This is a genomic window from Mesorhizobium sp. M1342, from assembly GCF_040317955.1.
GTDB lineage: Bacteria > Pseudomonadota > Alphaproteobacteria > Rhizobiales > Rhizobiaceae > Mesorhizobium.
In genome coordinates this window covers 32,406-52,790 of sequence record NZ_JAMYLI010000012.1, presented here as the reverse complement: position 1 = coordinate 52,790, position 20,385 = coordinate 32,406, and the positions used below count along the sequence as shown (strand labels likewise).

Annotated in this window: 20 protein-coding genes; 3 read left to right on the top strand and 17 right to left on the bottom strand. The window is 61.2% G+C overall.

The window, feature by feature from the left end; genetic code table 11:
* The first annotated feature begins 196 nt into the window (after positions 1-196).
* Entirely contained in the window at positions 197-535 is a 339-nt protein-coding gene (locus NKH06_RS14285) for a P-II family nitrogen regulator (RefSeq protein ID WP_006205430.1), read from the top strand.
* A 64-nt stretch (positions 536-599) separates the two neighbouring features.
* Entirely contained in the window at positions 600-2,009 is a 1,410-nt protein-coding gene (gene glnA, locus NKH06_RS14280) for a type I glutamate--ammonia ligase (RefSeq protein WP_128306005.1), read from the top strand.
* 736 nt (positions 2,010-2,745) lie between these two features.
* On the opposite strand, the gene NKH06_RS14275 is transcribed toward glnA, so the two are convergent.
* Positions 2,746-3,786, bottom strand: coding sequence for a glutamine synthetase beta-grasp domain-containing protein (locus tag NKH06_RS14275; RefSeq protein ID WP_352441550.1), 1,041 nt, complete (start codon positions 3,784-3,786; stop codon positions 2,746-2,748).
* A 315-nt stretch (positions 3,787-4,101) separates the two neighbouring features.
* Between NKH06_RS14275 and NKH06_RS14270 the strand changes: the two genes are divergently transcribed.
* A complete protein-coding gene (locus NKH06_RS14270) occupies positions 4,102-4,299 on the top strand; it encodes a DUF2735 domain-containing protein (RefSeq protein ID WP_023812072.1) in 198 nt (65 codons plus the stop codon).
* Between the two features lie 104 nt (positions 4,300-4,403).
* Here NKH06_RS14270 and NKH06_RS14265 read toward each other — a convergent pair whose 3' ends face one another.
* The 16 genes from NKH06_RS14265 to secY form a co-directional block, all read right to left on the bottom strand.
* The gene (locus NKH06_RS14265) at positions 4,404-6,290 is read right to left on the bottom strand and encodes an MFS transporter (RefSeq protein ID WP_023812073.1); all 1,887 of its coding nucleotides are present in this window, start codon (positions 6,288-6,290) and stop codon (positions 4,404-4,406) included.
* Between the two features lie 191 nt (positions 6,291-6,481).
* Positions 6,482-7,273 (bottom strand): ATP12 family chaperone protein, encoded by a 792-nt coding sequence (locus tag NKH06_RS14260; RefSeq protein WP_023812074.1) that lies wholly within the window; start codon positions 7,271-7,273, stop codon positions 6,482-6,484.
* An 11-nt stretch (positions 7,274-7,284) separates the two neighbouring features.
* Positions 7,285-8,157, bottom strand: coding sequence for a DMT family transporter (locus tag NKH06_RS14255; protein ID WP_050592714.1), 873 nt, complete (start codon positions 8,155-8,157; stop codon positions 7,285-7,287).
* A gap of 62 nt (positions 8,158-8,219) precedes the next feature.
* The gene (locus NKH06_RS14250; RefSeq protein WP_023812076.1) at positions 8,220-9,200 is read right to left on the bottom strand and encodes an RluA family pseudouridine synthase; all 981 of its coding nucleotides are present in this window, start codon (positions 9,198-9,200) and stop codon (positions 8,220-8,222) included.
* 62 nt (positions 9,201-9,262) lie between these two features.
* A complete protein-coding gene (gene crcB / locus NKH06_RS14245) occupies positions 9,263-9,637 on the bottom strand; it encodes a fluoride efflux transporter CrcB (RefSeq protein WP_023812077.1) in 375 nt (124 codons plus the stop codon).
* Between the two features lie 76 nt (positions 9,638-9,713).
* Entirely contained in the window at positions 9,714-10,382 is a 669-nt protein-coding gene (locus tag NKH06_RS14240) for a hypothetical protein (RefSeq protein WP_245273248.1), read from the bottom strand.
* Between the two features lie 256 nt (positions 10,383-10,638).
* A complete protein-coding gene (locus NKH06_RS14235) occupies positions 10,639-11,430 on the bottom strand; it encodes a hypothetical protein (protein WP_245273249.1) in 792 nt (263 codons plus the stop codon).
* Positions 11,431-11,530: 100 nt separating this feature from the next.
* A complete protein-coding gene (locus NKH06_RS14230) occupies positions 11,531-12,361 on the bottom strand; it encodes an aspartyl/asparaginyl beta-hydroxylase domain-containing protein (protein WP_023812078.1) in 831 nt (276 codons plus the stop codon).
* A 171-nt stretch (positions 12,362-12,532) separates the two neighbouring features.
* A complete protein-coding gene (locus tag NKH06_RS14225) occupies positions 12,533-13,840 on the bottom strand; it encodes a replication-associated recombination protein A (protein WP_023812079.1) in 1,308 nt (435 codons plus the stop codon).
* Positions 13,841-13,888: 48 nt separating this feature from the next.
* A complete protein-coding gene (locus tag NKH06_RS14220) occupies positions 13,889-15,376 on the bottom strand; it encodes a DegQ family serine endoprotease (protein ID WP_352441551.1) in 1,488 nt (495 codons plus the stop codon).
* A gap of 200 nt (positions 15,377-15,576) precedes the next feature.
* Positions 15,577-16,008: a 50S ribosomal protein L17 gene (gene rplQ / locus NKH06_RS14215; RefSeq protein ID WP_013531439.1), complete on the bottom strand. Its 432-nt coding sequence runs from the start codon at positions 16,006-16,008 to the stop codon at positions 15,577-15,579.
* Between the two features lie 104 nt (positions 16,009-16,112).
* A complete protein-coding gene (locus tag NKH06_RS14210) occupies positions 16,113-17,123 on the bottom strand; it encodes a DNA-directed RNA polymerase subunit alpha (RefSeq protein WP_023812081.1) in 1,011 nt (336 codons plus the stop codon).
* A 102-nt stretch (positions 17,124-17,225) separates the two neighbouring features.
* Positions 17,226-17,615 (bottom strand): 30S ribosomal protein S11, encoded by a 390-nt coding sequence (rpsK, locus tag NKH06_RS14205; protein WP_006205444.1) that lies wholly within the window; start codon positions 17,613-17,615, stop codon positions 17,226-17,228.
* A gap of 177 nt (positions 17,616-17,792) precedes the next feature.
* The gene (rpsM, locus tag NKH06_RS14200; RefSeq protein ID WP_013531437.1) at positions 17,793-18,161 is read right to left on the bottom strand and encodes a 30S ribosomal protein S13; all 369 of its coding nucleotides are present in this window, start codon (positions 18,159-18,161) and stop codon (positions 17,793-17,795) included.
* Positions 18,162-18,371: 210 nt separating this feature from the next.
* The gene (locus tag NKH06_RS14195; RefSeq protein ID WP_023812082.1) at positions 18,372-18,968 is read right to left on the bottom strand and encodes an adenylate kinase; all 597 of its coding nucleotides are present in this window, start codon (positions 18,966-18,968) and stop codon (positions 18,372-18,374) included.
* Positions 18,965-20,305, bottom strand: coding sequence for a preprotein translocase subunit SecY (gene secY, locus NKH06_RS14190; protein WP_023812083.1), 1,341 nt, complete (start codon positions 20,303-20,305; stop codon positions 18,965-18,967). The genes NKH06_RS14195 and secY overlap by 4 nt, the downstream gene beginning before the upstream one ends.
* Positions 20,306-20,385: the final 80 nt, after the last annotated feature.

Here is a 20,385-nt window from a genome sequence, read left to right as displayed (position 1 = left end):
GTTGGCGCTGTGTAGGCTCTGGCAGCCCATGCCGCTTCCGGTGCAGTGAATGACGCGAATTTGCATCCCGGTGCGGCGCGGCTTTGAAATCTTATGAGACCGCTTAGAATCCGCTGAATTGGCACAGTTCGTGCTTGATGGAGGCGCAAGCGGGGGGTCACAACCCGTTTTTTTGGCAGTGGAGGCCACTTTTTACATGAAAAAGATCGAAGCGATCATCAAGCCATTCAAGCTGGACGAAGTGAAGGAAGCGCTTCAGGAAGCCGGACTGCAAGGCATCACTGTCACCGAGGCAAAAGGCTTCGGTCGTCAGAAGGGCCACACCGAACTCTATCGCGGCGCCGAATATGTCGTCGATTTCCTGCCCAAGGTGAAGATCGAGGTCGTGCTTGGCGACGACGCGGTCGAAGGCGCCATTGAGGCCATCCGCAAGGCGGCCCAGACGGGCCGCATCGGTGACGGCAAGATCTTCGTTTCCAATATCGAGGAAGTTGTGCGAATCCGCACCGGCGAAACGGGCATGGACGCGGTCTGACCTGACCGGCCCTCCTCCTGAAAACGTCATCAACAAAAAACGTCATCAAACAGGGATACATGACATGACGACAGCCAAAGACATCATGAAGCAGATCAAGGACAACGACGTGAAATTCGTCGACCTGCGCTTCACAGACCCGAAGGGCAAGCTGCAACACGTGACGATGGATGTCATCGAGGTCGAGGAAGACATGTTCGCCGATGGCGTGATGTTCGACGGCTCGTCGATTGCCGGCTGGAAGGCCATCAACGAGTCCGACATGGTGCTGATGCCCGATCCGGACACTGTCCACATGGACCCGTTCTTCGCGCAGTCGACCATGGTCATCCTGTGCGACATCCTCGATCCGGTTTCGGGTGAATCCTACAACCGCGATCCGCGCGGTACGGCCAAGAAGGCCGAGGCCTACATGAAGGCCGAAGGCATCGGCGACACCATCTATGTCGGCCCGGAAGCCGAGTTCTTCGTGTTCGACGACGTGAAGTACAAGGCCGATCCCTACAACACCGGATTCAAGCTCGACTCCACGGAACTGCCGTCGAACGACGACACCGACTACGAGACCGGCAATCTCGGCCACCGTCCGCGCGTCAAGGGCGGCTACTTCCCGGTGCCGCCGATCGACAGCGCGCAGGACATGCGCTCGGAAATGCTGACCGTGCTCGCCGAGATGGGCGTGCGCGTCGAAAAGCATCACCATGAGGTGGCGGCGGCCCAGCACGAACTCGGCATCAAGTTCGACGCACTGGTGCGCAACGCCGACAAGATGCTGATCTACAAATATGTCGTCCACCAGGTCGCCAACGCCTATGGCAAGACGGCCACCTTCATGCCGAAGCCGATCTTCGGCGACAACGGCTCGGGCATGCACGTCCACATGTCGATCTGGAAGAACGGCAAGCCGACCTTCGCCGGCAATGAATATGCAGGTCTGTCGGAAAACTGCCTCTTCTTCATTGGCGGCGTCATCAAGCATGCCAAGGCGATCAACGCCTTTACCAACCCGCTGACCAATTCCTACAAGCGCCTGGTGCCGGGTTACGAAGCGCCGGTTCTGCTCGCCTATTCGGCGCGCAACCGCTCGGCGTCCTGCCGCATCCCGTTCGGCTCGTCGCCGAAGGCCAAGCGCGTCGAGGTCCGCTTTCCCGATCCGGGCGCGAATCCCTACCTCGCCTTCTCCGCCCTGCTGATGGCCGGCCTCGACGGCATCAAGAACAAGATCCATCCCGGCCAGCCGATGGACAAGGATCTCTACGACCTGCCGCCGAAGGAGTTGAAAAAGATCCCGACCGTCTGCGGTTCGCTGCGAGAAGCCCTGCAGAGCCTCGACAAGGACCGTGGCTTCCTGAAGGCTGGCGGCGTCTTCGACGACGACCAGATCGACAGCTACATCGAGCTGAAGATGGCCGAAGTGATGCGCTTCGAAATGACCCCGCATCCGGTCGAATACGACATGTACTACTCCGTCTGAGGCTTCAATCTCAGCCTAAGATTCGCCATAACCAAGCCCTTGAAAGACTTCCCTCTTTCAAGGGCTTTTTGCTGCGCTCCAATAGGAATTGCCAGCCGACCGGCATGTCTCGCCTGCGCGGCAGCCGCATGCGCGCCCGTATCCGCCTTTCGTCTTCGGCGATCGCACGATGCCCGGATTCTTGGACCTACGGTCCATCGGAGCGGCCGGCTTGAGCGTCGGTCCGGTGACTTCAATCACTACTCGGCGATGTCCAGTGAAGATCAAGGCGGCCGCTCGGTCGCCAACGTTGGAGCCAGGAGCGAGCGGAGCACTGTCTCAGGCTACAGTGACCGCTCGTCCGGCGCCCACGCCAATGCCGCCGTTCAGAAAACCCCGCCCGTCCGAACAGCATTGCGTGACGTAACCCCAAGGCCTGCGAATACGCATGCCGTAGCGTGATCTGTCAACGTCGCAAGCCGGGCCGCGAATGGCCGATTCTGCTGTATGAACAGATGCTTATGGAAGGCCCTTTGCCCCGGATAAGGGCTGGAAAAGGCGCTTTTCCGGGCTTTATAGCGAGTGATCGCCGGAGGCTCACATGGCTGCGGCAAGAACTCCCGGGCGATTTGCGACCGCGTGAATTCCCTGACTTTTTCTGGGTATGTTTTCCCAGGAATGCCGTCAGCCGGGTAACGGCCAAAAAAGAACCCCGGCGCGAAACGCCGGGGTCTTCTTGTCATGCAGTCCGAAACGCTTACGCGGCGGCCGAAACCTGGGCGCTTGCCGGAACCGAGGCGATCGTCTTCAGGATCTGCGAGGCGATCTGGTAGGGGTCGCCCTGCGAGTTCGGACGGCGGTCTTCCAGATAACCCTTGTAGTCGCTTTTGATGAAGGAATGCGGCACGCGGATCGAGGCGCCACGGTCGGCAATGCCATAGCTGAACCGGTTCCACGGCGCGGTCTCGTGCTTGCCGGTCAGACGCTTGTCGTTGTCGGGACCGTAGACGGCGATGTGGTCCATCAGGTTCTTGTCGAAAGCCGCCATCAGCGCTTCGAAATAGGCCTTGCCGCCGACTTCGCGCATATAGGAGGTCGAGAAGTTGGCGTGCATGCCCGAGCCGTTCCAATCGGTGTCGCCGAGCGGCTTGCAGTGGTATTCGATGTCGATGCCGTACTTCTCGGTCAGGCGCTGCATGAGGTAGCGGGCCATCCACATCTGGTCGGCGGCTTTCTTGGAGCCCTTGCCGAAAATCTGGAATTCCCACTGGCCCTTGGCAACTTCGGCGTTGATGCCTTCGTGGTTGATGCCGGCGGCGAGGCAGAGGTCGAGATGCTCCTCGACGATCTGGCGCGCAATGGAGCCGACATTGGAATAGCCGACGCCGGTGTAGTACGGGCCCTGGGGTGCGGGATAGCCGCTCTCGGGGAAGCCGAGCGGCCGGCCGTCCTTGTAGAAGAAATATTCCTGCTCGAAGCCGAACCAGGCGCCCTCGTCATCGAGGATGGTGGCGCGCTTGTTGGATGCGTGCGGCGTCACGCCATCGGGCATCATGACTTCGCACATGACCAGCACGCCGTTGGTGCGGGCGGGATCCGGATAGACCGCAACCGGCTTCAGCACGCAATCGGAGCTGTGCCCTTCGGCCTGCTGGGTCGAGGAACCATCGAAGCCCCACAGCGGCAGCTGCTCAAGATCAGGGAATTCGGCGAATTCCTTGATCTGCGTCTTGCCGCGAAGGTTGGGGACCGGGGTATATCCATCGAGCCAGATATACTCGAGCTTGTATTTCGTCATTCTAGCCTCTCGTTGCTTGATCACCGAACACTGAACGGCGTCGACATGCGTCTGCCGTCAGCAGACGGCCTGCCGCACACTTAAAATGCAATTCGTGTGCCATTCTTGGTCCGGAGGGTGCGGCAAAATTGACGCGGCATCCGCTCGAAAGTCGGTGAGCGCCTAAGCAATGCGCCCGGATCCATCACAATCGTTATTTGCACAAATAGTGTGCAAATACTGATCTTTTCATAGGCATATTGCCTAACTTGATTGCAGACCTTATCTTTGGACCAAGTTGAATCGAAAAGGTTCGGCGGAAGAAAGGAATCCGGCATGGAAATCATTTCCACACGACCGTCGGCCAAAATTCTGATGTTCCCGGCGGCAGCGCGCCTCTCTGCCTCAAATTTGAGCGGAAGGGCTAAGTTTGCGGCAGAGCTTGCCTCGCTGCGTGGTGCCCGCGCAGACTTCGGCGACGGCTGGTACCATGAGGCAGCCATCGAGGATGAGGCCCGGGGCCGCAAGAGCTGACACAGAGGGGCAGCAGCCCTCGTCAACGGATAATTGGCCTGAAAAGAGGAAGCCCGGCGCGATTGCTCGCGCCGGGCTTTATCTTTGTATGCTGGAGCTGTCAGCTACTGCTTGTCGTGCAGGTTGGTTCCCAGCGTATCCCTGACGAAGATCATGCCGATGATCAGCGACATCGCCGCGATCACCACCGGATACCAGAGGCCGTAGTAGATATCGCCCTTGGAGGCGCTGAGCGCGAACACGATCGCCGGCAGCAGGCCGCCGAACCAGCCATTCCCGATGTGATAGGGCAGCGACATGCCGGTATAGCGGATGCGGGTCGGGAACATCTCGACCAGGATCGCCGCGATCGGCCCGTAGACCATGGTCACGTAGAGGACCAGGATGAACAGGATGCCGATGACCTTTGCCCAGTTGACCGCCGCCGGGTCGGCAAACATCGCGAACGCACCGGCCGCCGGAACACTGTAGACGGTCACGTCCGTGGCGCCGGCAGCCTCATCGGCCGTCAGCAGCTTGTCCTTGACCGCCTGGGCGAGCGGGACAGTGGCCTTTTCACCGGCGCGAATGGCTGCCGCGTCGAGCTTCAGTTCGGGATTGGCCGCGACAAAGGCGTCGAGCTTTTGGTCAGCAACCTTGGCGGCAGCACGCTTCAGCGGGTAACCGCCGTCCTGAAGCGCCAGGTTGATCGCCTTCTTGAAAGCCGCATCGCTTGGAGCAGCCTTATCAGCGGCCGCCACGGCGTCGTAAGACGTCACGGTCTCGGCGCCGATCTTGACGCTGGCCGCTGTTCCCGCTGCCGCTGTCGTGACGATATCATAGGGCACCGAGCTTTTGGCCAGGAAGTCCGTCGCAATATCGCACGAGGTGAGAGGCTTGCGTGTTCCGGTTGGATTGAACTGGAACTTGCAGTCCCCCGGAGCAGCGGTCACCGTCGCACGCGTGTTCTGCTGGGCGGTGGCGAGCGCCGGGTTGGCGGCCCATGTCAGCGCCTTGAACAGCGGGAAGGTGGTGACGATCGCCAGCGCGAGACCGGCCATGATGATCGGCTTGCGGCCGATCTTGTCGGATAGCCAGCCGAACACGACGAAGAAGACCGCGCCGAGCGCCAGCGCAATCGCGATCATGATGTTGACCGACTGTGGGTCGACCTTGAGCACATTCGCCAGGAAGAACAGCGCGTAGAACTGGCCGTTGTACCAGACCACAGCCTGGCCGGCGGTGAGGCCGAACAACGCGAGCAACGCGATCTTGGCATTCTTCCACTGGCCGAAGGCTTCCGTCAGCGGCGCCTTGGAGCCCTTGCCCTCGTCCTTCATGCGCTGGAAAGTCGGCGATTCGGCAAGCGACAGGCGGATCCAGACCGATATGCCGAGCAGTATGGCCGAGAGCAGGAACGGAATACGCCAGCCCCAAGCCGCGAAATCCTCCTTGCTCAGCGAATTCTGCACGACCAGGATGACGATCAGCGACAGGAACAGGCCGAGCGTCGCCGTCGTCTGAATCCACGACGTATAGAAGCCGCGGCGATCGTCGGGAGCATGCTCGGCGACATAGGTCGCCGCACCACCATACTCACCGCCGAGCGCCAGGCCCTGCAGCATGCGCAGCCCGACCAGGATGATGGGCGCCGCAATGCCCCAGTTCGCCGAGCCGGGAAGCAGGCCGACCAGGAAGGTCGACAGGCCCATGATCAGGATGGTGACAAGAAATGTGTATTTGCGGCCGACGAGATCGCCAATGCGACCGAACACCAGCGCGCCGAACGGGCGCACCAGGAAGCCGGCGGCGAAAACCAGCAGCGTGAAGATGTTGCGAGTCGCCTCTGGATAGGAGGCGAAGAATGCCGCGCCGATCGCTCCGGCCAATGCGCCGTAGAGATAGAAATCATACCATTCGAAAACGGTGCCGAGCGAGGAAGCGAAGATGACTTTCTTCTCCTCCCGCGTCATGCCGCGGCTTGCTCCGCCGGCGGTCGATGCGATTGCCATTGCGTTATCCTCCCGTGAGACCCGTTCTCGATGCTGCGCGACACCGTCCGCGTTCTCCTCCGAGCACGGACTCACCGACAGCCATTCGGAAAAATGACAGAAAGCGCCTGCCAAAGGCAGCGCGTCTTTGGGATTATGACTTTGGTATTAGGTGCACTGCGGGATGAATCCGGGCGAGCTGGGAAAACTCCTTAGCGCTTGAGCGCTTCCAGCAGGCCGACAGCAGCCATCATGTCGCGCTTGCGAGCCGCGCGGCGGGCAACGGCCTCCGCATCCTGCCCCCAATGCTCGATCTGCCAGTCCTCGTCGACATGGGCAGCGGCCCAGGCAGGATCGGCATCGAGTTCGCCGAAATCGACAGCCAGCGCCAGCAGAGCCGAACCGGTCAGCGACGTCATCACATGGATGGCGGCGAGCCGCAGCGGCTCTGTTCGCTGGGCAAGATGGCTGCCCAGCACGGCGATGGTCTCGCGCGGCTGCTCGACATGGATGATGCCCTCGGCGAGATTGAAGCGGACCCCGAGTGTTCCCCTCACCCAGTCTATCACCGGGTCCCAATGCTGGCTCTGCCGCTCCACCAGCCCTTGCGGTGCGTCGGCGCGATAGCAGAGCAGATCGGATGAGGCAAAGCGCAGGATATCCTCCAGCACCGCCTGGGGGTCGCTGGCGACACCGTCGATGGCGGTGTTGACGAGACGCATCACCGGCATGGTCACCGGATCGATGGTCTCGCTTTGGGCGGCGAATTCGTCGGCGACAAGCACTGCTGCTGCCTCGGTAGGCAGCGCCAGCAGCGCCTTGCTCGGGGTGCGCACCGGCTTGCCGTCGAGATGCACGGCAAACCCATTGTCGACAGGTGCGACAGAGGCGGCCTTGTAGAAGCGCTTCGGCAGATGCGTCTTCATCTGGATCTGGGCGCGACGCACCGGATCGGGATGGGAAAGATATTTGCCCGCTTCGAGGTCGTTGAGGATATCACGCATGAAGGTCTCTCTTACACCGGCGTCAGCTTGCGCGCCGGCCGGTTGACGATGATCAGGCCGGCGGCAATTAGGCCAAGTGCCAGGAAAATGCGCATGGTCAGCGGCTCATTCAAGAACATGGCGCCGCACAGCACGCCGAAAACCGGCGACAGGAAGGTGAAACTGGACAGGCCTGATGCCGGATAGCGCCGCAGCAGCCAGAACCACAGCACATAGGTGAAGGCGACGATGTAGACAGCCTGGAAAAGCAGCGCCAAAGTCGGCAGCACGGTCGGATCGCGAACGGGCGGGCCGGCGAGAGGCAGCACCAAGACGCCTACGATCGCTGCCCCGGCGAGCTGGTAAAGCAGAAGCTTTTCGGCGCTCGCCTCGACCAGCTTCGACCGCTTGATGAGGATGTTGGTCAAAGCCCAGAAGAATCCGGAGCCGAGGCTCAGGAGATCGCCGAACAGCATGTCTCCGCCGCCGCCGAGCTTGTCGGAAAACACCGCGGCAAGACCGGCAAAGGCCAGCAGCAGGCCAAGGAATTTTCTCAACGTGATCTGCTCGCCAAGCAGGAAATGGCCGCCGAGCAGCATCCAGAACGGCATCGTGTTGACCAGCAGCGTGTTGCGGGCAACGGTCGTATGCTCCAGGCCGACATAAAGGCAAAGGAACTCGATGCCGAAAAGCGCGCCAACCGCGATGCCGGCGAGCAAGGTCCCGTCGCGCGTGAAAAGCGCGATGCCGCGCCACCGGCACCAGGCAAAGACACACAGGCCGCCGATGATCGAGCGCGCGATCGATAGGAAAACCGGATCATAGCCAGCGTAGGAGATCTTGGCGGCGACGTAATTCAGCCCCCAGGAAAAGGTCAGCCCGACCATGATGGCGGCGGCGGCCATGTCGACCGTGTCGCGACGATCAAGCGTATCGGTGGCGAGCCCGTCGGTGGCGCCGCTCACGATCAGTCCTCCGCGCTGGCGTCGTCGAAGCCGATCAGGTTCCAGCTCTGTCGCATGTGCGGCGGCATTGGCGCGGTGACATCGATGACGCCCTTGTCGGGATGCGGAATGATGATGCGGCGCGCATGCAGATGCAGGCGGTTTTGAATGCCGCCGGGAAAGTCCCAGTTGGTGTCGGCCTCGAAATATTTCGGATCGCCCAGGATCGGACAGCCGATGTGGGCGGCATGAACGCGAAGCTGGTGGGTGCGGCCGGTATAAGGCTCCATCTCCAGCCAGGTCATCGTCTGCGCCGCCTGCTCGATGATGCGGTAGTAGGACACAGCGTGGTCGGCGCCCTTTTCACCATGCGCGGCGACCCGCACGCGGTCACCGTCCGGCGTCGGCTCCTTGATCAGCCAGGTCGAGATCTTGTCCTCGCGCTTGGGCGGCACGCCCTTAACCAGCGCCCAATAGGTCTTCTTGGTCTCGCGGGCGCGAAACGCTTCCGAGAGCTTCATGGCGGCCAGCCGGCTACGGGCGACGACCAGAACACCCGAAGTGTCGCGGTCGAGCCTGTGAACCAATCTGGGCTTCTCGCCCTTCTGGTTGCGCCAGGCTTCCAGCATGTCGTCGACATTGCGGGTGACGCCCGAGCCGCCCTGCACCGCAAGGCCCGCCGGCTTGTTGAAGACGAAAACCTTAGGGTCCTCATGGATCAGCATCTTGGCGAGAACATCGGCATCGCCCTGGTTGCGGATCGAGTGGCCGGTCAGCGCACTCTCGCCCTTCTTGTCGACCTCGAGCGGTGGGACGCGAACCATCTGGCCGGGCTCGACACGGGTGTCGGCCTTGACCCGGCCGCCGTCGACACGGATCTGGCCGGAGCGCAGAAGCTTCTGCAAATGGCCGAAACCAAGGCCCGGGAAATGGGTCTTGAACCAGCGGTCGAGCCGCATGCCCGCCTCGCCGGCCTCCACCGTGATCTGTTCAACGCCTGCCATGTTTTTTGTCGCTTATCCGTTTCCCGAGCGAAGCTCGGCCTGTTCTTGGCGCGGCAATAGCACTAAGGCAGGCTTCTTGCGAGCCAAAGTCCCAGAAACAGGGCGATAATGGCGCCAACGACGCTGGCAAGGGCATAAGCCAGTGCAGGCAGCGTGGCTCCCCGCTCCCACAGCGTCGCGAAATCGAGCGAAAAGGCGGAGAAGGTGGTGAAGCCGCCAAGAATGCCGGTAGCAACGAACAGCCTGACCTCGTTCGATCCGCCACGGCGCATCATGGAGGCGATGAACAGCCCCATGGCGAAGGAGCCGATGACGTTGATGGCCATCGTGCCCCAGGGATAGTTTGGGCCGACAAGGCGCAATGCGCCGATGTTGGTGAGGTGACGAATTCCGGCACCGATGCCGCCACCGACGACGACGAGAAGCAGATTGAACATGACCGTTTACTGCCCCCGCACGGCTGCCCGGTCAATCCCTTGTTGCGCGCGCAACCGCACGGATCGGCCGAGTTCGTCACCACTCAGGCGTTGCCCATCTCGGATATTTTTTCCTGAACTCGTTATAGAGGTCATCGATCTCCGCTTTGCCGATTGGGCGCACCTGTTCGTAGAGGTAGCCCTTGACGTCGCCGGACAGCTGGTACGCCGCGATGCGCCTGTATGCTGCGGCGATGCCTTTGCCCTCGACAATGTATTGGTCCGGTATCGAGACACAGAGCTGCGCGCCCGGCTGCAGATGGATAACGGGCGGGTCGGTCACGACAACGTATTTGGACTTCAACGTCGCCGGTCTGAATCGATCGCGACTATCGACCTGACAAGCCCACTCGATGCGAGGGTAAAGGTCCTTGTCCATTTCATACAGCAATGAATCGCTCATCATCCCGCTGGATGCAAACACCGACAACCGGTCCTCAGGTCCCATCTTTCCAAGAAGGTCATCGATAAGGCGCCTGTATTCTGGAAGATTGTCGAGGTGCAGCGGGAGCGTGGCTTCGCTGGCAAAGACGTAGCTGATCGGTGACAGCACCTGGCGGCCAGTCGGGAAAAAAGTACCGAAAAACGCCAGCCCGGCGGCAACGGCTATCGCGGCGTTCGACCATAGCGATCTCAGTGCCGGCATCGAAACGATCGCAACGATTGCCTGGGCGTAGGCAGGAAAGAGCCAAAGAAATACTGGCACCGAATGATGGCGATCCGGGTCCTGCATGCGGGTGAAGAGGACGAAGGTGAGTGCCGAAGCAACGGCACAGAACAGGGAAAATCTGTTTTTCGGCGTATGATGGAGATGTAAAGGCCAAATACGATCAACAGCCAGTTCACATAGCTGAGCCGCGATCCTACCTGGCCAAGCTGTGAACCGAAGTTTGTCTTGTATCCGCTGTAAAGGTCGCCATAGCTGGTTCCCAGTATCTTGAGGATCAGGGGTTGCTGGAAGGTCAGCGCGGCTCCGATACCACGAGGATCGCACACAGGCTCCCGACGGCGGCATTGCGGAGTGCCGGAAAGTCCCGGTCTTTCGCCTGCAGAAAACAGAAGAAGGCTGCGGAAATTCCGACCCCGATGACGGGATAGGCGTACCAGCGGCGCAGCACGAATGCCAACCACAGGCATACGCCGACACGTATTCCGCTGATCACCGGTTCATGGGTCAGGAACCTCGATTTCCAGAGAAAATAGGTTGCCGCGCAAAGCGCGAAACAGCCGGCAATGTCAGGCAACCCACGGAGCGTCGCCGCCCAGAAGGGCGTGTAGAGAAAGGCCGCAATCCATACGGTGAGCCAGCTTCGGCATGAAGATGTTCCGGTCGCCGCCTCCAGATAGCTTATTCTGCCGATGAGAAGAGCGGTCGGGACCAGATAAACAGCGACTGTTCCGGCGATGTAGGAAAACCTCGAATCGCCAAAAATGATGTGAAACGGCATCAGCGGCACCAGGATCGCCGCACTGTAGTCATCCGTGGCTATCGAGGTTCTCAGGTGGCTGAGCCATTCGAGAGGGCTCTGAACCAAGAGCGTGCCTTGCTGGCTGAACGTGTCGAAATAGGCAGCGAAGTCCCAGTAATAGACAGGCTGTTCAAGCCCTACATAGGTGAGAGCAAGAGCAACTCCCAGCAGAGCGGTGCACACATAGGTCGTTGCCCAAAATCCGAGAGATCTGTTCTTCGTCACTTGAAGCCGCCAGGAGGGGAGAGGCAGAACTGTCAAAGTCAGCCCGGGGCCGCCGTTCATGCAGCCAGGAGCCGTTCCGGCGCATGAGCGGCCACAAGGATGGGCCAAATCTCACATGCGGAGCACCCAAATGCCGCCGGCAGCGCCGGTTCTCTAAAGCTCAGGTCGTCCCGGCATTTTTCGGCTTGGTCGAGCCGATCATCTTCCAGTTCTTGTAGAACATGGAATTGATGCGCTCGACGCTGACCGAGACGATGGCGAGCATGCCCGCGATGAGACGGGGAACCGGAGACGGCCTGATAATGTCCATGAACACGCAGTAGCGGCGGCCGTCATACTCGTTGACCGAGCGATGCAGCAGCGTGTCGTCGAAGATGAACAGCGGATTGTCGTACCAGTAATTCTTGACGTTGCCGCACTCGACGAAAATCTCCGACTTCACCGGGATCAGATTGTAGAGGATGCGCAGGCTGAGCCGCAGCGGGCCGAAATGCCAGGACGTCGATTCGCGCTTGCTGAAGACGGAAACGGCTATGGTCTTGATATATTTGAAATCCTTGTTGAACTCGGCGACATTATCGATCCTGTGCTTGCCGTACCACTGGTAGACATACATGCCGCGCCGGCCGGCGCCGAAATTGGCGTCGATGTCGGCAATGATCTCATCCTTGCGCGCTTTGAAGATGTCCAGGACCTCGTTGACCTCGCGCTGATAGTCGGCGGGAAACTGCTCCAGCTTCCAGACGCCCGGATTTCTGTAGCACATGAGGTCGACCAGCAGATTGAACGGCGAAAGCAGCCAGGTGAACAGGCCGTTGCCGAGAAAATAGCCTGAGAACAGCGACAGATCCTTGCGGTCGTTGCGCAGCACGTCGATCAGGCCGCAGATGATGAAGATCGTCGTCAGGATGGGAATGAAATAGAAGCCAAGGGCGAGAAGCGGGATGGCAATGGCGAACTTGCGAAGGGATTTGCGAAGGGTTTTTGTCATTTTTCCACGCGCGAAGCGCGATCCTGTTGCGAATGAGGTGCCCAAATCAAGGCAACGGCCACCGCCCGGCCGTGCGCCTTGATAAGGTTTTTTGGGTTACCACACAACGGCCCTGCTATCGTGGCCGGCTGGCTGCCTGGCGGATCTGGTCAACGGCCTCACGCAAACCCGCTATTCCCGCTCCTTGCGCAGCTTCGCCCAATAGTCGAGCCGCTTCCTGATATCGCGCTCGAAGCCGCGCTCGGGCGGATCATAGAAGGTCTGGCGGCCCATCTTCTCCGGAAAATAATCCTGCCCCGAAAAGGCGTCCGGCTCGTCATGGTCGTAACGATAGCCGGCGCCGTAATCCTCCGCTTTCATCAGCTTTGTCGGCGCGTTGAGGATGTGCTTGGGCGGCAGCAGCGAGCCGTGTTCCTTGGCGGCCCGCGTGGCGGCCTTGAAAGCATTGTAGACGGCGTTGGATTTGGGCGCGGTGGCGAGATAGACGGTGGCCTCGGCAAAAGCCAGCTCGCCCTCGGGCGAGCCGAGATAGTCGTAGGCATCCTTGGCGGCATTGGCGACGACAAGCGCCTGCGGGTCGGCAAGGCCGATGTCTTCCATGGCCATGCGCACCAGCCGGCGGCCTAGATAGAGTGGATCCTCGCCCGCATCGAACATGCGTGCGAGATAGTAGAGAGCCGCGTCAGGGTCTGAACCGCGTACCGATTTGTGCAGCGCCGAGATCAGATTGTAATGGCCGTCCTGGCCCTTGTCGTAGATCGGAGCGCGGCGCTGGACGATGCGCTGCAGACCCTCGGGATCGAAGACCTCGCCGGGTTTGGCTGCCCGCCAGACTTCTTCCGCGAGCGTCAGCGACGCCCGGCCGTCGCCATCGCTCATGCGGATGAGCATGGCCCGCGCCTCGTCGTCGAGCGGCAGCGCCCTGCCCTCGGTCTCCTCCGCCCGCACCATCAGCTTGGAGATGCTCTCCTCGCCAAGCGAATGGAAGACCAGAACGCGCGCGCGTGACAACAAAGCGGCATTCAGTTCGAAGGACGGGTTTTCGGTCGTGGCGCCAACCAGCACGACTGTCCCGTCCTCCATGACCGGGAGAAAGCTGTCTTGCTGGGCACGGTTGAAGCGATGGATCTCGTCGACGAACAGCAAGGTCTGGCGGCCATTGGTGCGGCGCAATTTGGCCGCTTCGAACACCTTTTTCAGGTCGGCGACGCCGGAAAAGACAGCCGATATCTGCTCGAAGGCCAGGCTGGTTTCGCCGGCAAGCAGGCGCGCTACGGTGGTCTTGCCGGTGCCGGGCGGCCCCCAGAAGATCATCGAGCCGAGCGAGCCGGAACCGATCAATCGGGTCAGCGCGCCGTCAGGGCCGGTCAGATGCTCCTGGCCGACGACCTCGCCAAGGTTTCTCGGCCGCAGCCTGTCGGCCAGCGGCCGCCCGGGCGGGGTCTTTTCCGGTTCATCGACGCTGAACAGATCGGCCATGCACTTCTTTTTCGTTGGAGCATGAGCCCGAATGCACGGAGCCCAGCCCTAATAACGCAACACCTGACGCATTATCTGCCCGCCGCGCTCGACGGTAAAGCGCCACCAGCGCGTATCCGTCTTGGCCGCCAGCTCCAGGGTCGCCGCGGTATCGATGGTGGTGCCGTTCACCTCACGCACGATGTCGCCCGGCTGGAAGCCGAAATCGGCGGCCGGAGAATCGCGGTTGATGTCGACCACGGTGACGCCCTTGATGTCCGTGCGCAGGCCAAGCCGCTGCGCGAGCCGGGGCGACAGCTCCGCGACCTTGGCGCCCGAAAACGGGCTGCGGCCATGCAGCGTCACCTCGGCAGCCTTCATGCCTTCCGGAGCACGCTCCAGCGCTATATCCATCGCCGCTTGCTGGCCCTTGGTCAAAACCGCGAAATTGGCGGTGGTACCGATCGACAGCGTCGCCATCCGGTAGTCCAGCGCTTCGATGCTCTCGACCGGCTTGCCGTTGAGCTGCAGCACCACGTCGCCGGGCTTGAGCCCTGCCTTGGCGGCCGGACCGGTCGCTTCGACCGACGAGACCAGCGCACCGGTCGGCTTCTCCATGCCGAGCGATTCGGCGATCTGCGGCGTCACCGCTTCGAACTCGGCGCCGACATAGGGCCGCTCGAAGAAGTCGAGCCCGGCCTTGGCCGCGTCGGCAAAAGCGCGAACCATATTCGAGGGAATGGCAAAGCCAATGCCGATCGAACCACCGCTGCGGCTGTAGATGGCGGTGTTGATGCCCACCAGCTGGCCGCCCATGTTGATCAGCGCACCGCCGGAATTGCCCGGATTGATGGCGGCGTCGGTCTGGATGAAGAAGCTGGAATCGGAGACGCCGATATGGCTGCGGGCCAATGCCGAGACGATGCCGCTGGTGGTGGTTTGGCCGACGCCGAAGGGGTTGCCGATGGCCAGCAGCAGGTCGCCGACCTCAAGCGCGTCGGAATCGCCGATGGCGATAACCGGAAACGGCTTGTCCGAGGTGATCTTGAGCACGGCGAGGTCGAGTGTCTCGTCCTTGAGCAGCACCTTGCTGTCGAACTCGCGTCCGTCCGCCGTCGCCACCTTGACCCGGTCGGCATCCTTGATGACGTGGTAATTGGTGACCACGACGCCGGTCGGATCGACCAGCACGCCGGAGCCGAGCGAAGACTGCGCACGCGGCTGCGAGCGGCCGAAGAATTCCTCGAAGAACGGATCGCCGTCGAAAGGCGACGTCACCTTGGCGGTCTGCGAGGCATAGACGTTGACCACCGCCGGGGCTGTCTGCTTGACCAGCGGCGCAAAGGACAATTGCACCTCCTCGCGGCCGAAGGGTACGCGCTTGTCGGGCCCAGCCGTGGCGTTTTCGCCTTCCACGCCATGCAGCAGTTCGGTCAGCACATCGGACAGGCCGGGATCCGTCTTGGTATCCTCGGCCAATGCTTGCCTGACCACCGGTGCGGCCGCAAACGCCATGACGGCGAAAAGCAGAACAAAGGGCAGTCTTCTGGCGCGCATTCGCGAATCCTCCAAGGCAGGTTCGGGGGCATTGTCCCGACGATTGTGCAAAATGAAAGGCTAAGCCGCTGAAATCCGACTATTTTGGGCCAAAACCCCAGGGCCAAGCCAGGAAATCGGATTCCGCCGCGGTTTGCTGCTTTCAGAAAACAAAAAAGGGGCCCGCAGGCCCCTTTGAAGTCATTTGGGAAAACCGAGCCTTATGCGGCTGCGGCGTCCGCGTCAGCGCTTTCGGCTTCGATGCGAGCGCGGTCGCCTGCGCCCTTGGCCGAGACGTCGCGATCGACGAACTCGATGACAGCCATGGCGGCGTTGTCACCGTGACGGAAGCCCGCCTTCATGATGCGCAGATAGCCGCCATTGCGGTTGGCGTAGCGCGGCGCGATGGTATCGAACAGACGCTTGACGACGCCTTCATTGCCGATCTGCGCAATGACCTGGCGGCGGGCGTGCAGGTCGCCGCGCTTGCCGAGCGTCACCAGCTTCTCGACGATCGGACGCAGGTCCTTCGCCTTCGGCAAGGTCGTGACGATCTGCTCGTGCTCGAGCAGCGACACGGCGAGGTTGGCGAACATCGACTTGCGATGGCTAATGCTTCGGGCGAAGCGACGGCCTTTGAAACCGTGGCGCATGGCTCTTTTCCTTCTTCAGTTGTTCAAGAGGCCGTGGCCTCTGATGGTTTTCCGCATGACCGTCGGATCGAGCGGCCCACGCCGCCGATCCTTGGAATTCATGCTCAATATTGGTCTTCGTAACGCTTAGCGAGGTCTTCGATATTTTCCGGCGGCCAGTCCGGCACTTCCATGCCGAGGTGCAGGCCCATCGCCGCCAGGACTTCCTTGATCTCGTTCAGCGACTTGCGGCCGAAGTTCGGGGTGCGGAGCATCTCGGCTTCGGTCTTCTGGATCAGGTCGCCGATATAGACGATGTTGTCGTTCTTCAGGCAGTTGGCCGAACGCACCGAAAGCTCGAGTTCGTCGACCTTCTTGAGCAGCGCCGGGTTGAAGGCGAGCTCGGTGACGGCCTCGGCGGCGACTTCCTTTTGCGGCTCGTCGAAGTTGACGAACAGGCCGAGCTGGTCCTGCAGGATGCGGGCGGCGAAAGCCACCGCGTCCTCGCCGGTGATCGAACCGTCGGTGTCGATCGTCATGGTCAGCTTGTCATAGTCGAGAACCTGACCCTCGCGGGTGTTCTCGACCTTGTAGGAGACCTTCTTGACCGGCGAATAAAGGCTGTCGACCGGGATCAAGCCGATCGGCGCGTCTTCGGCGCGGTTGCGGTCGGCCGGCACGTAACCCTTGCCGGTGTCGACGGTGAATTCCATGCGGATTTCAGCGCCTTCGTCCAGCGTGCAGATGACGTGGTCGGGGTTGAGGATCTCGACGTCGCCAACCGTCTGGATGTCACCGGCAAGAACAGCACCCGGTCCCTGCTTGCGAACGACCATGCGCTTGGGACCATCGCCTTCCATGCGGATGGCGATTTCCTTGATATTCAAGACGATGTCGGTCACGTCCTCGCGCACACCGGCGATGGACGAGAATTCATGCAGAACGCCGTCGATCTGCACGGCGGTAACAGCCGCACCGCGCAGCGAAGACAGAAGCACGCGGCGCAGCGCGTTGCCCAGCGTCAGGCCAAAGCCACGCTCGAGAGGCTCGGCGACCAGCGTGGTCAGCGTCTTCTTCTTCGACGAGAACTCGATCTTGTTCGGCTTGATCAGTTCCTGCCAATTTTTCTGGATCATGATGCTTTCCTTCCGTTGACCCGCCACCATCCAATCGTGGCGGGCGACCTGGAATGCCGCGGAGGAGCGCCCAAGGGCGCTCGCGCGGCGTTCGATAAATGCTTAGACGCGACGCTTCTTGCGCGGGCGGCAGCCATTGTGCGGGATCGGCGTCACATCACGGATCGACGTGATGGTGAAGCCGGCGGCCTGCAGGGCGCGCAATGCCGATTCACGACCGGAGCCGGGCCCGCAGACCTCGACTTCGAGCATGCGCATGCCGTGTTCCTGGGCCTTCTTGGCAACATCCTCGGCAGCCATCTGGGCAGCGAACGGGGTCGACTTGCGCGAACCCTTGAAGCCCTGGGCACCGGCCGACGACCAGGCAATCGAATTGCCCTGCGCGTCGGTGATGGTGATCATCGTGTTGTTGAAGGTCGAATTGACGTGGGCAACGCCCGACGAGATATTCTTGCGTTCGCGACGGCGAACACGAGCGGCTTCCTTGGCCATGATAGTCCTTTCAGTTGATCTCTACACCGCCGTAATGCCAGCGGCTCCACCTTCGTAAGGGAGTAGGGGAATAGGGCAGTAAGGGAGTAGGGAAAAGTGCGGCCCGATTGATGGGCATTCCCTACTGCCTTACTCCCCTACTGCCTTACTCCCCTACTCCCTTATTCCCCTAACAAATTACTTCTTCTTGCCGGCGATCGACTTGGCCGGGCCCTTGCGGGTGCGCGCATTGGTATGCGTGCGCTGGCCGCGGACCGGCAGCGAGCGGCGGTGACGCAGGCCGCGGTAGCAGCCGAGGTCCATGAGCCGCTTGATGTTCATAGAGACTTCGCGGCGCAGGTCGCCTTCAACCTGGTAATCGCGGTCGATGGTTTCGCGGATCTGCAGCACTTCCGCGTCGGTCAGCTGGTTGACGCGGCGCTCGGCCGGGATGCCGACCTTGTCGACGATCTCCTGGGCGAACCGCTTGCCAATGCCGTGAATGTACTGAAGCGCAATGACAACGCGCTTGTTGGTCGGAATGTTGACGCCGGCTATACGAGCCATGTTCTTCCCTTCTCCATGTGGGCCGGCCAATCCTCAAAAACGAGGCGGGCACGGCGCTGTCTTAAGTTGCCCCGCGTCCGGTGGAGGCCGGCCCATGCGGGAGTTTCCAGTTCAATGCGGCTGCCTTGCCCTTGCGGACAAGCAAAGCTCATGCCTGATAGGAAGACGGGCCGCCATACCGCAGCGAACCGCTTCCGTCAAGTGCAATCGTTAATTTCCCCGCACTGCGTCCTTGAGCACCGCTTCGATCTGTTCCGTCACGGCGTCGATATCGGCCATGCCGTCGACACTGCGGAGCTTGCCCTTGGCATAGTAGTAGCCAATCAGCGGCGACGTCTTCTTGTAGTATTCCCTCAGGCGCTCTTCGAACACCGTCGGGTTGTCGTCCTTGCGAACGGGAAGGCCGGCTGCCTGCGCCTCGTCGGCGCGCTTGACGATCCGGCCAACCAGAGCCTTGTCGTCGACCACGAGCTCAATGACGGCGTCGAGGGCCTGGGAGCGATCCAACAGCATCTGCTCGACCGCATCCGCCTGCACCAGGGTCCGCGGATAGCCGTCGAGGATGAACCCCTTGGCGCAGTCGGGCTGATCGATACGCTCGGCGACGATCGCGTTGACGATCGCATCGGACACCAGTTCACCGGCATCCATCACCGCCTTGGCGCGCTTGCCGACTTCGGTGCCTGCCTGGACGGCAGCACGCAGCATGTCGCCCGTCGAGAGCTGGGGTATGCCGTGTTTTTCTACCAGTCTTTGTGCTTGCGTCCCCTTGCCCGCTCCTGGCGGCCCAAGCAATATCAACCTCATCTGGCTTTCTTCCCCCCGCGCAGCTTCGACTTCTTGATCAGGCCTTCATACTGGTGCGCAATCAGGTGGCCCTGAATCTGCGCAACCGTATCGAGCGTGACACTGACCACGATCAGAAGCGATGTGCCACCAAGGTAGAATGGTACGCCAGTCGCCGAGATCAGGAACTCCGGCAGCAGGCACACCAGCACCAGATAGATGGCGCCGACGACGGTGATGCGGGTGAGAACGTAATCGATGTAATCGGCGGTGCGCTCGCCCGGACGATAACCCGGGATGAAGCCTGAATGCTTCTTGAGCTGGTCGGCGGTGTCCTTCGGGTTGAAGACAATCGCAGTGTAGAAGAAAGCGAAGAACGCGATCATCGCCGCATAGAATGCCATGTAGAGCGGCTGGCCATGTCCGAGTGCAGCCAGAATGGTGCTTGCCCAGGCCGGCATGTTGGTCGTCTGCGAGAAACCCGCGACGGTGGCCGGCAGCAACAGCAGCGACGAGGCGAAGATCGGCGGAATGACACCCGACGTGTTGAGCTTCAGCGGCAGATGCGAGGTATCGCCCTGGAACATGCGGTTGCCGACCTGGCGCTTCGGATACTGGATCAGCAAGCGGCGCTGGGCGCGCTCGAAGAACACGATGAGTGCGATGACGACGACGGCCAGCACGATGATCGCCAGGATCAGGCCGGTCGACAGCGCGCCGGTGCGGCCAAGCTCCAGCGTGCCGGAGATGGCGTGCGGCAGGCCGGCGACGATGCCGGAGAAGATGATCAGGGAAATGCCGTTGCCGATGCCGCGCGCGGTTATCTGCTCGCCCAGCCACATCAGGAACATGGTGCCGCCGACCAGCGTGACAACGGTCGAGATGCGGAAGAACATGCCGGGATCGCTGACGATGCCGTTGCCGCCTTCCAGACCGACAGAAATGCCATAGGCCTGAACCAGCGCAAGCAGCACGGTGCCGTAGCGCGTGTATTGGTTGATGACCTTGCGGCCCTGTTCGCCTTCCTTCTTCAGCGCTTCCAGTGACGGGATGACCGAGGTCATCAGCTGCATGATGATGGACGCGGAGATGTAAGGCATGATGCCGAGCGCAAAGATCGCCATGCGCTGCACGGCGCCGCCGGCGAACATGTTGAACATGCCAAGCACGCCCTTGCTCTGCGAAGAGAATGCCTGGGCGAAGGCGTCGGGATTGATACCAGGAAGCGGGATGTAGGTGCCGAGGCGATAGACGAGCAGCGCGCCGATCGTGAACCAGATGCGCTTCTTCAAATCCTCCGCCTTGGCGAAGGCCGAGAAATTCAGATTCGAGGCTAATTGTTCAGCAGCCGAAGCCATGCCTGATTCTCCGCTTGGTAACGCTTGATGGCCCTGAGGTCAGGCGGCGCGTTTCACCGAAGCTCACGAGATAAGCTCCG

Coding starts and splice junctions, on each gene's coding strand:
- glnA (WP_128306005.1), top strand. CDS start 600: ATGACGACAGCCAAAGACATCATGAAGCAGATCAAGGACAACGACGTG.
- rpsM (WP_013531437.1), bottom strand. CDS start 18,161: ATGGCTCGTATAGCCGGCGTCAACATTCCGACCAACAAGCGCGTTGTC.
- rpsK (WP_006205444.1), bottom strand. CDS start 17,615: ATGGCCAAGGAAGCCGCTCGTGTTCGCCGTCGCGAACGCAAGAATATC.
- NKH06_RS14210 (WP_023812081.1), bottom strand. CDS start 17,123: ATGATCCAGAAAAATTGGCAGGAACTGATCAAGCCGAACAAGATCGAG.
- NKH06_RS14230 (WP_023812078.1), bottom strand. CDS start 12,361: ATGACAAAAACCCTTCGCAAATCCCTTCGCAAGTTCGCCATTGCCATC.
- secY (WP_023812083.1), bottom strand. CDS start 20,305: ATGGCTTCGGCTGCTGAACAATTAGCCTCGAATCTGAATTTCTCGGCC.
- NKH06_RS14250 (WP_023812076.1), bottom strand. CDS start 9,200: ATGGCAGGCGTTGAACAGATCACGGTGGAGGCCGGCGAGGCGGGCATG.
- NKH06_RS14255 (WP_050592714.1), bottom strand. CDS start 8,157: ATGGCCGCCGCCGCCATCATGGTCGGGCTGACCTTTTCCTGGGGGCTG.
- NKH06_RS14220 (WP_352441551.1), bottom strand. CDS start 15,376: ATGCGCGCCAGAAGACTGCCCTTTGTTCTGCTTTTCGCCGTCATGGCG.
- NKH06_RS14225 (WP_023812079.1), bottom strand. CDS start 13,840: ATGGCCGATCTGTTCAGCGTCGATGAACCGGAAAAGACCCCGCCCGGG.
- NKH06_RS14195 (WP_023812082.1), bottom strand. CDS start 18,968: ATGAGGTTGATATTGCTTGGGCCGCCAGGAGCGGGCAAGGGGACGCAA.
- NKH06_RS14275 (WP_352441550.1), bottom strand. CDS start 3,786: ATGACGAAATACAAGCTCGAGTATATCTGGCTCGATGGATATACCCCG.
- crcB (WP_023812077.1), bottom strand. CDS start 9,637: ATGTTCAATCTGCTTCTCGTCGTCGTCGGTGGCGGCATCGGTGCCGGA.
- NKH06_RS14285 (WP_006205430.1), top strand. CDS start 197: ATGAAAAAGATCGAAGCGATCATCAAGCCATTCAAGCTGGACGAAGTG.
- NKH06_RS14265 (WP_023812073.1), bottom strand. CDS start 6,290: ATGGCAATCGCATCGACCGCCGGCGGAGCAAGCCGCGGCATGACGCGG.
- rplQ (WP_013531439.1), bottom strand. CDS start 16,008: ATGCGCCACGGTTTCAAAGGCCGTCGCTTCGCCCGAAGCATTAGCCAT.
- NKH06_RS14270 (WP_023812072.1), top strand. CDS start 4,102: ATGGAAATCATTTCCACACGACCGTCGGCCAAAATTCTGATGTTCCCG.
- NKH06_RS14260 (WP_023812074.1), bottom strand. CDS start 7,273: ATGCGTGATATCCTCAACGACCTCGAAGCGGGCAAATATCTTTCCCAT.
- NKH06_RS14235 (WP_245273249.1), bottom strand. CDS start 11,430: ATGAACGGCGGCCCCGGGCTGACTTTGACAGTTCTGCCTCTCCCCTCC.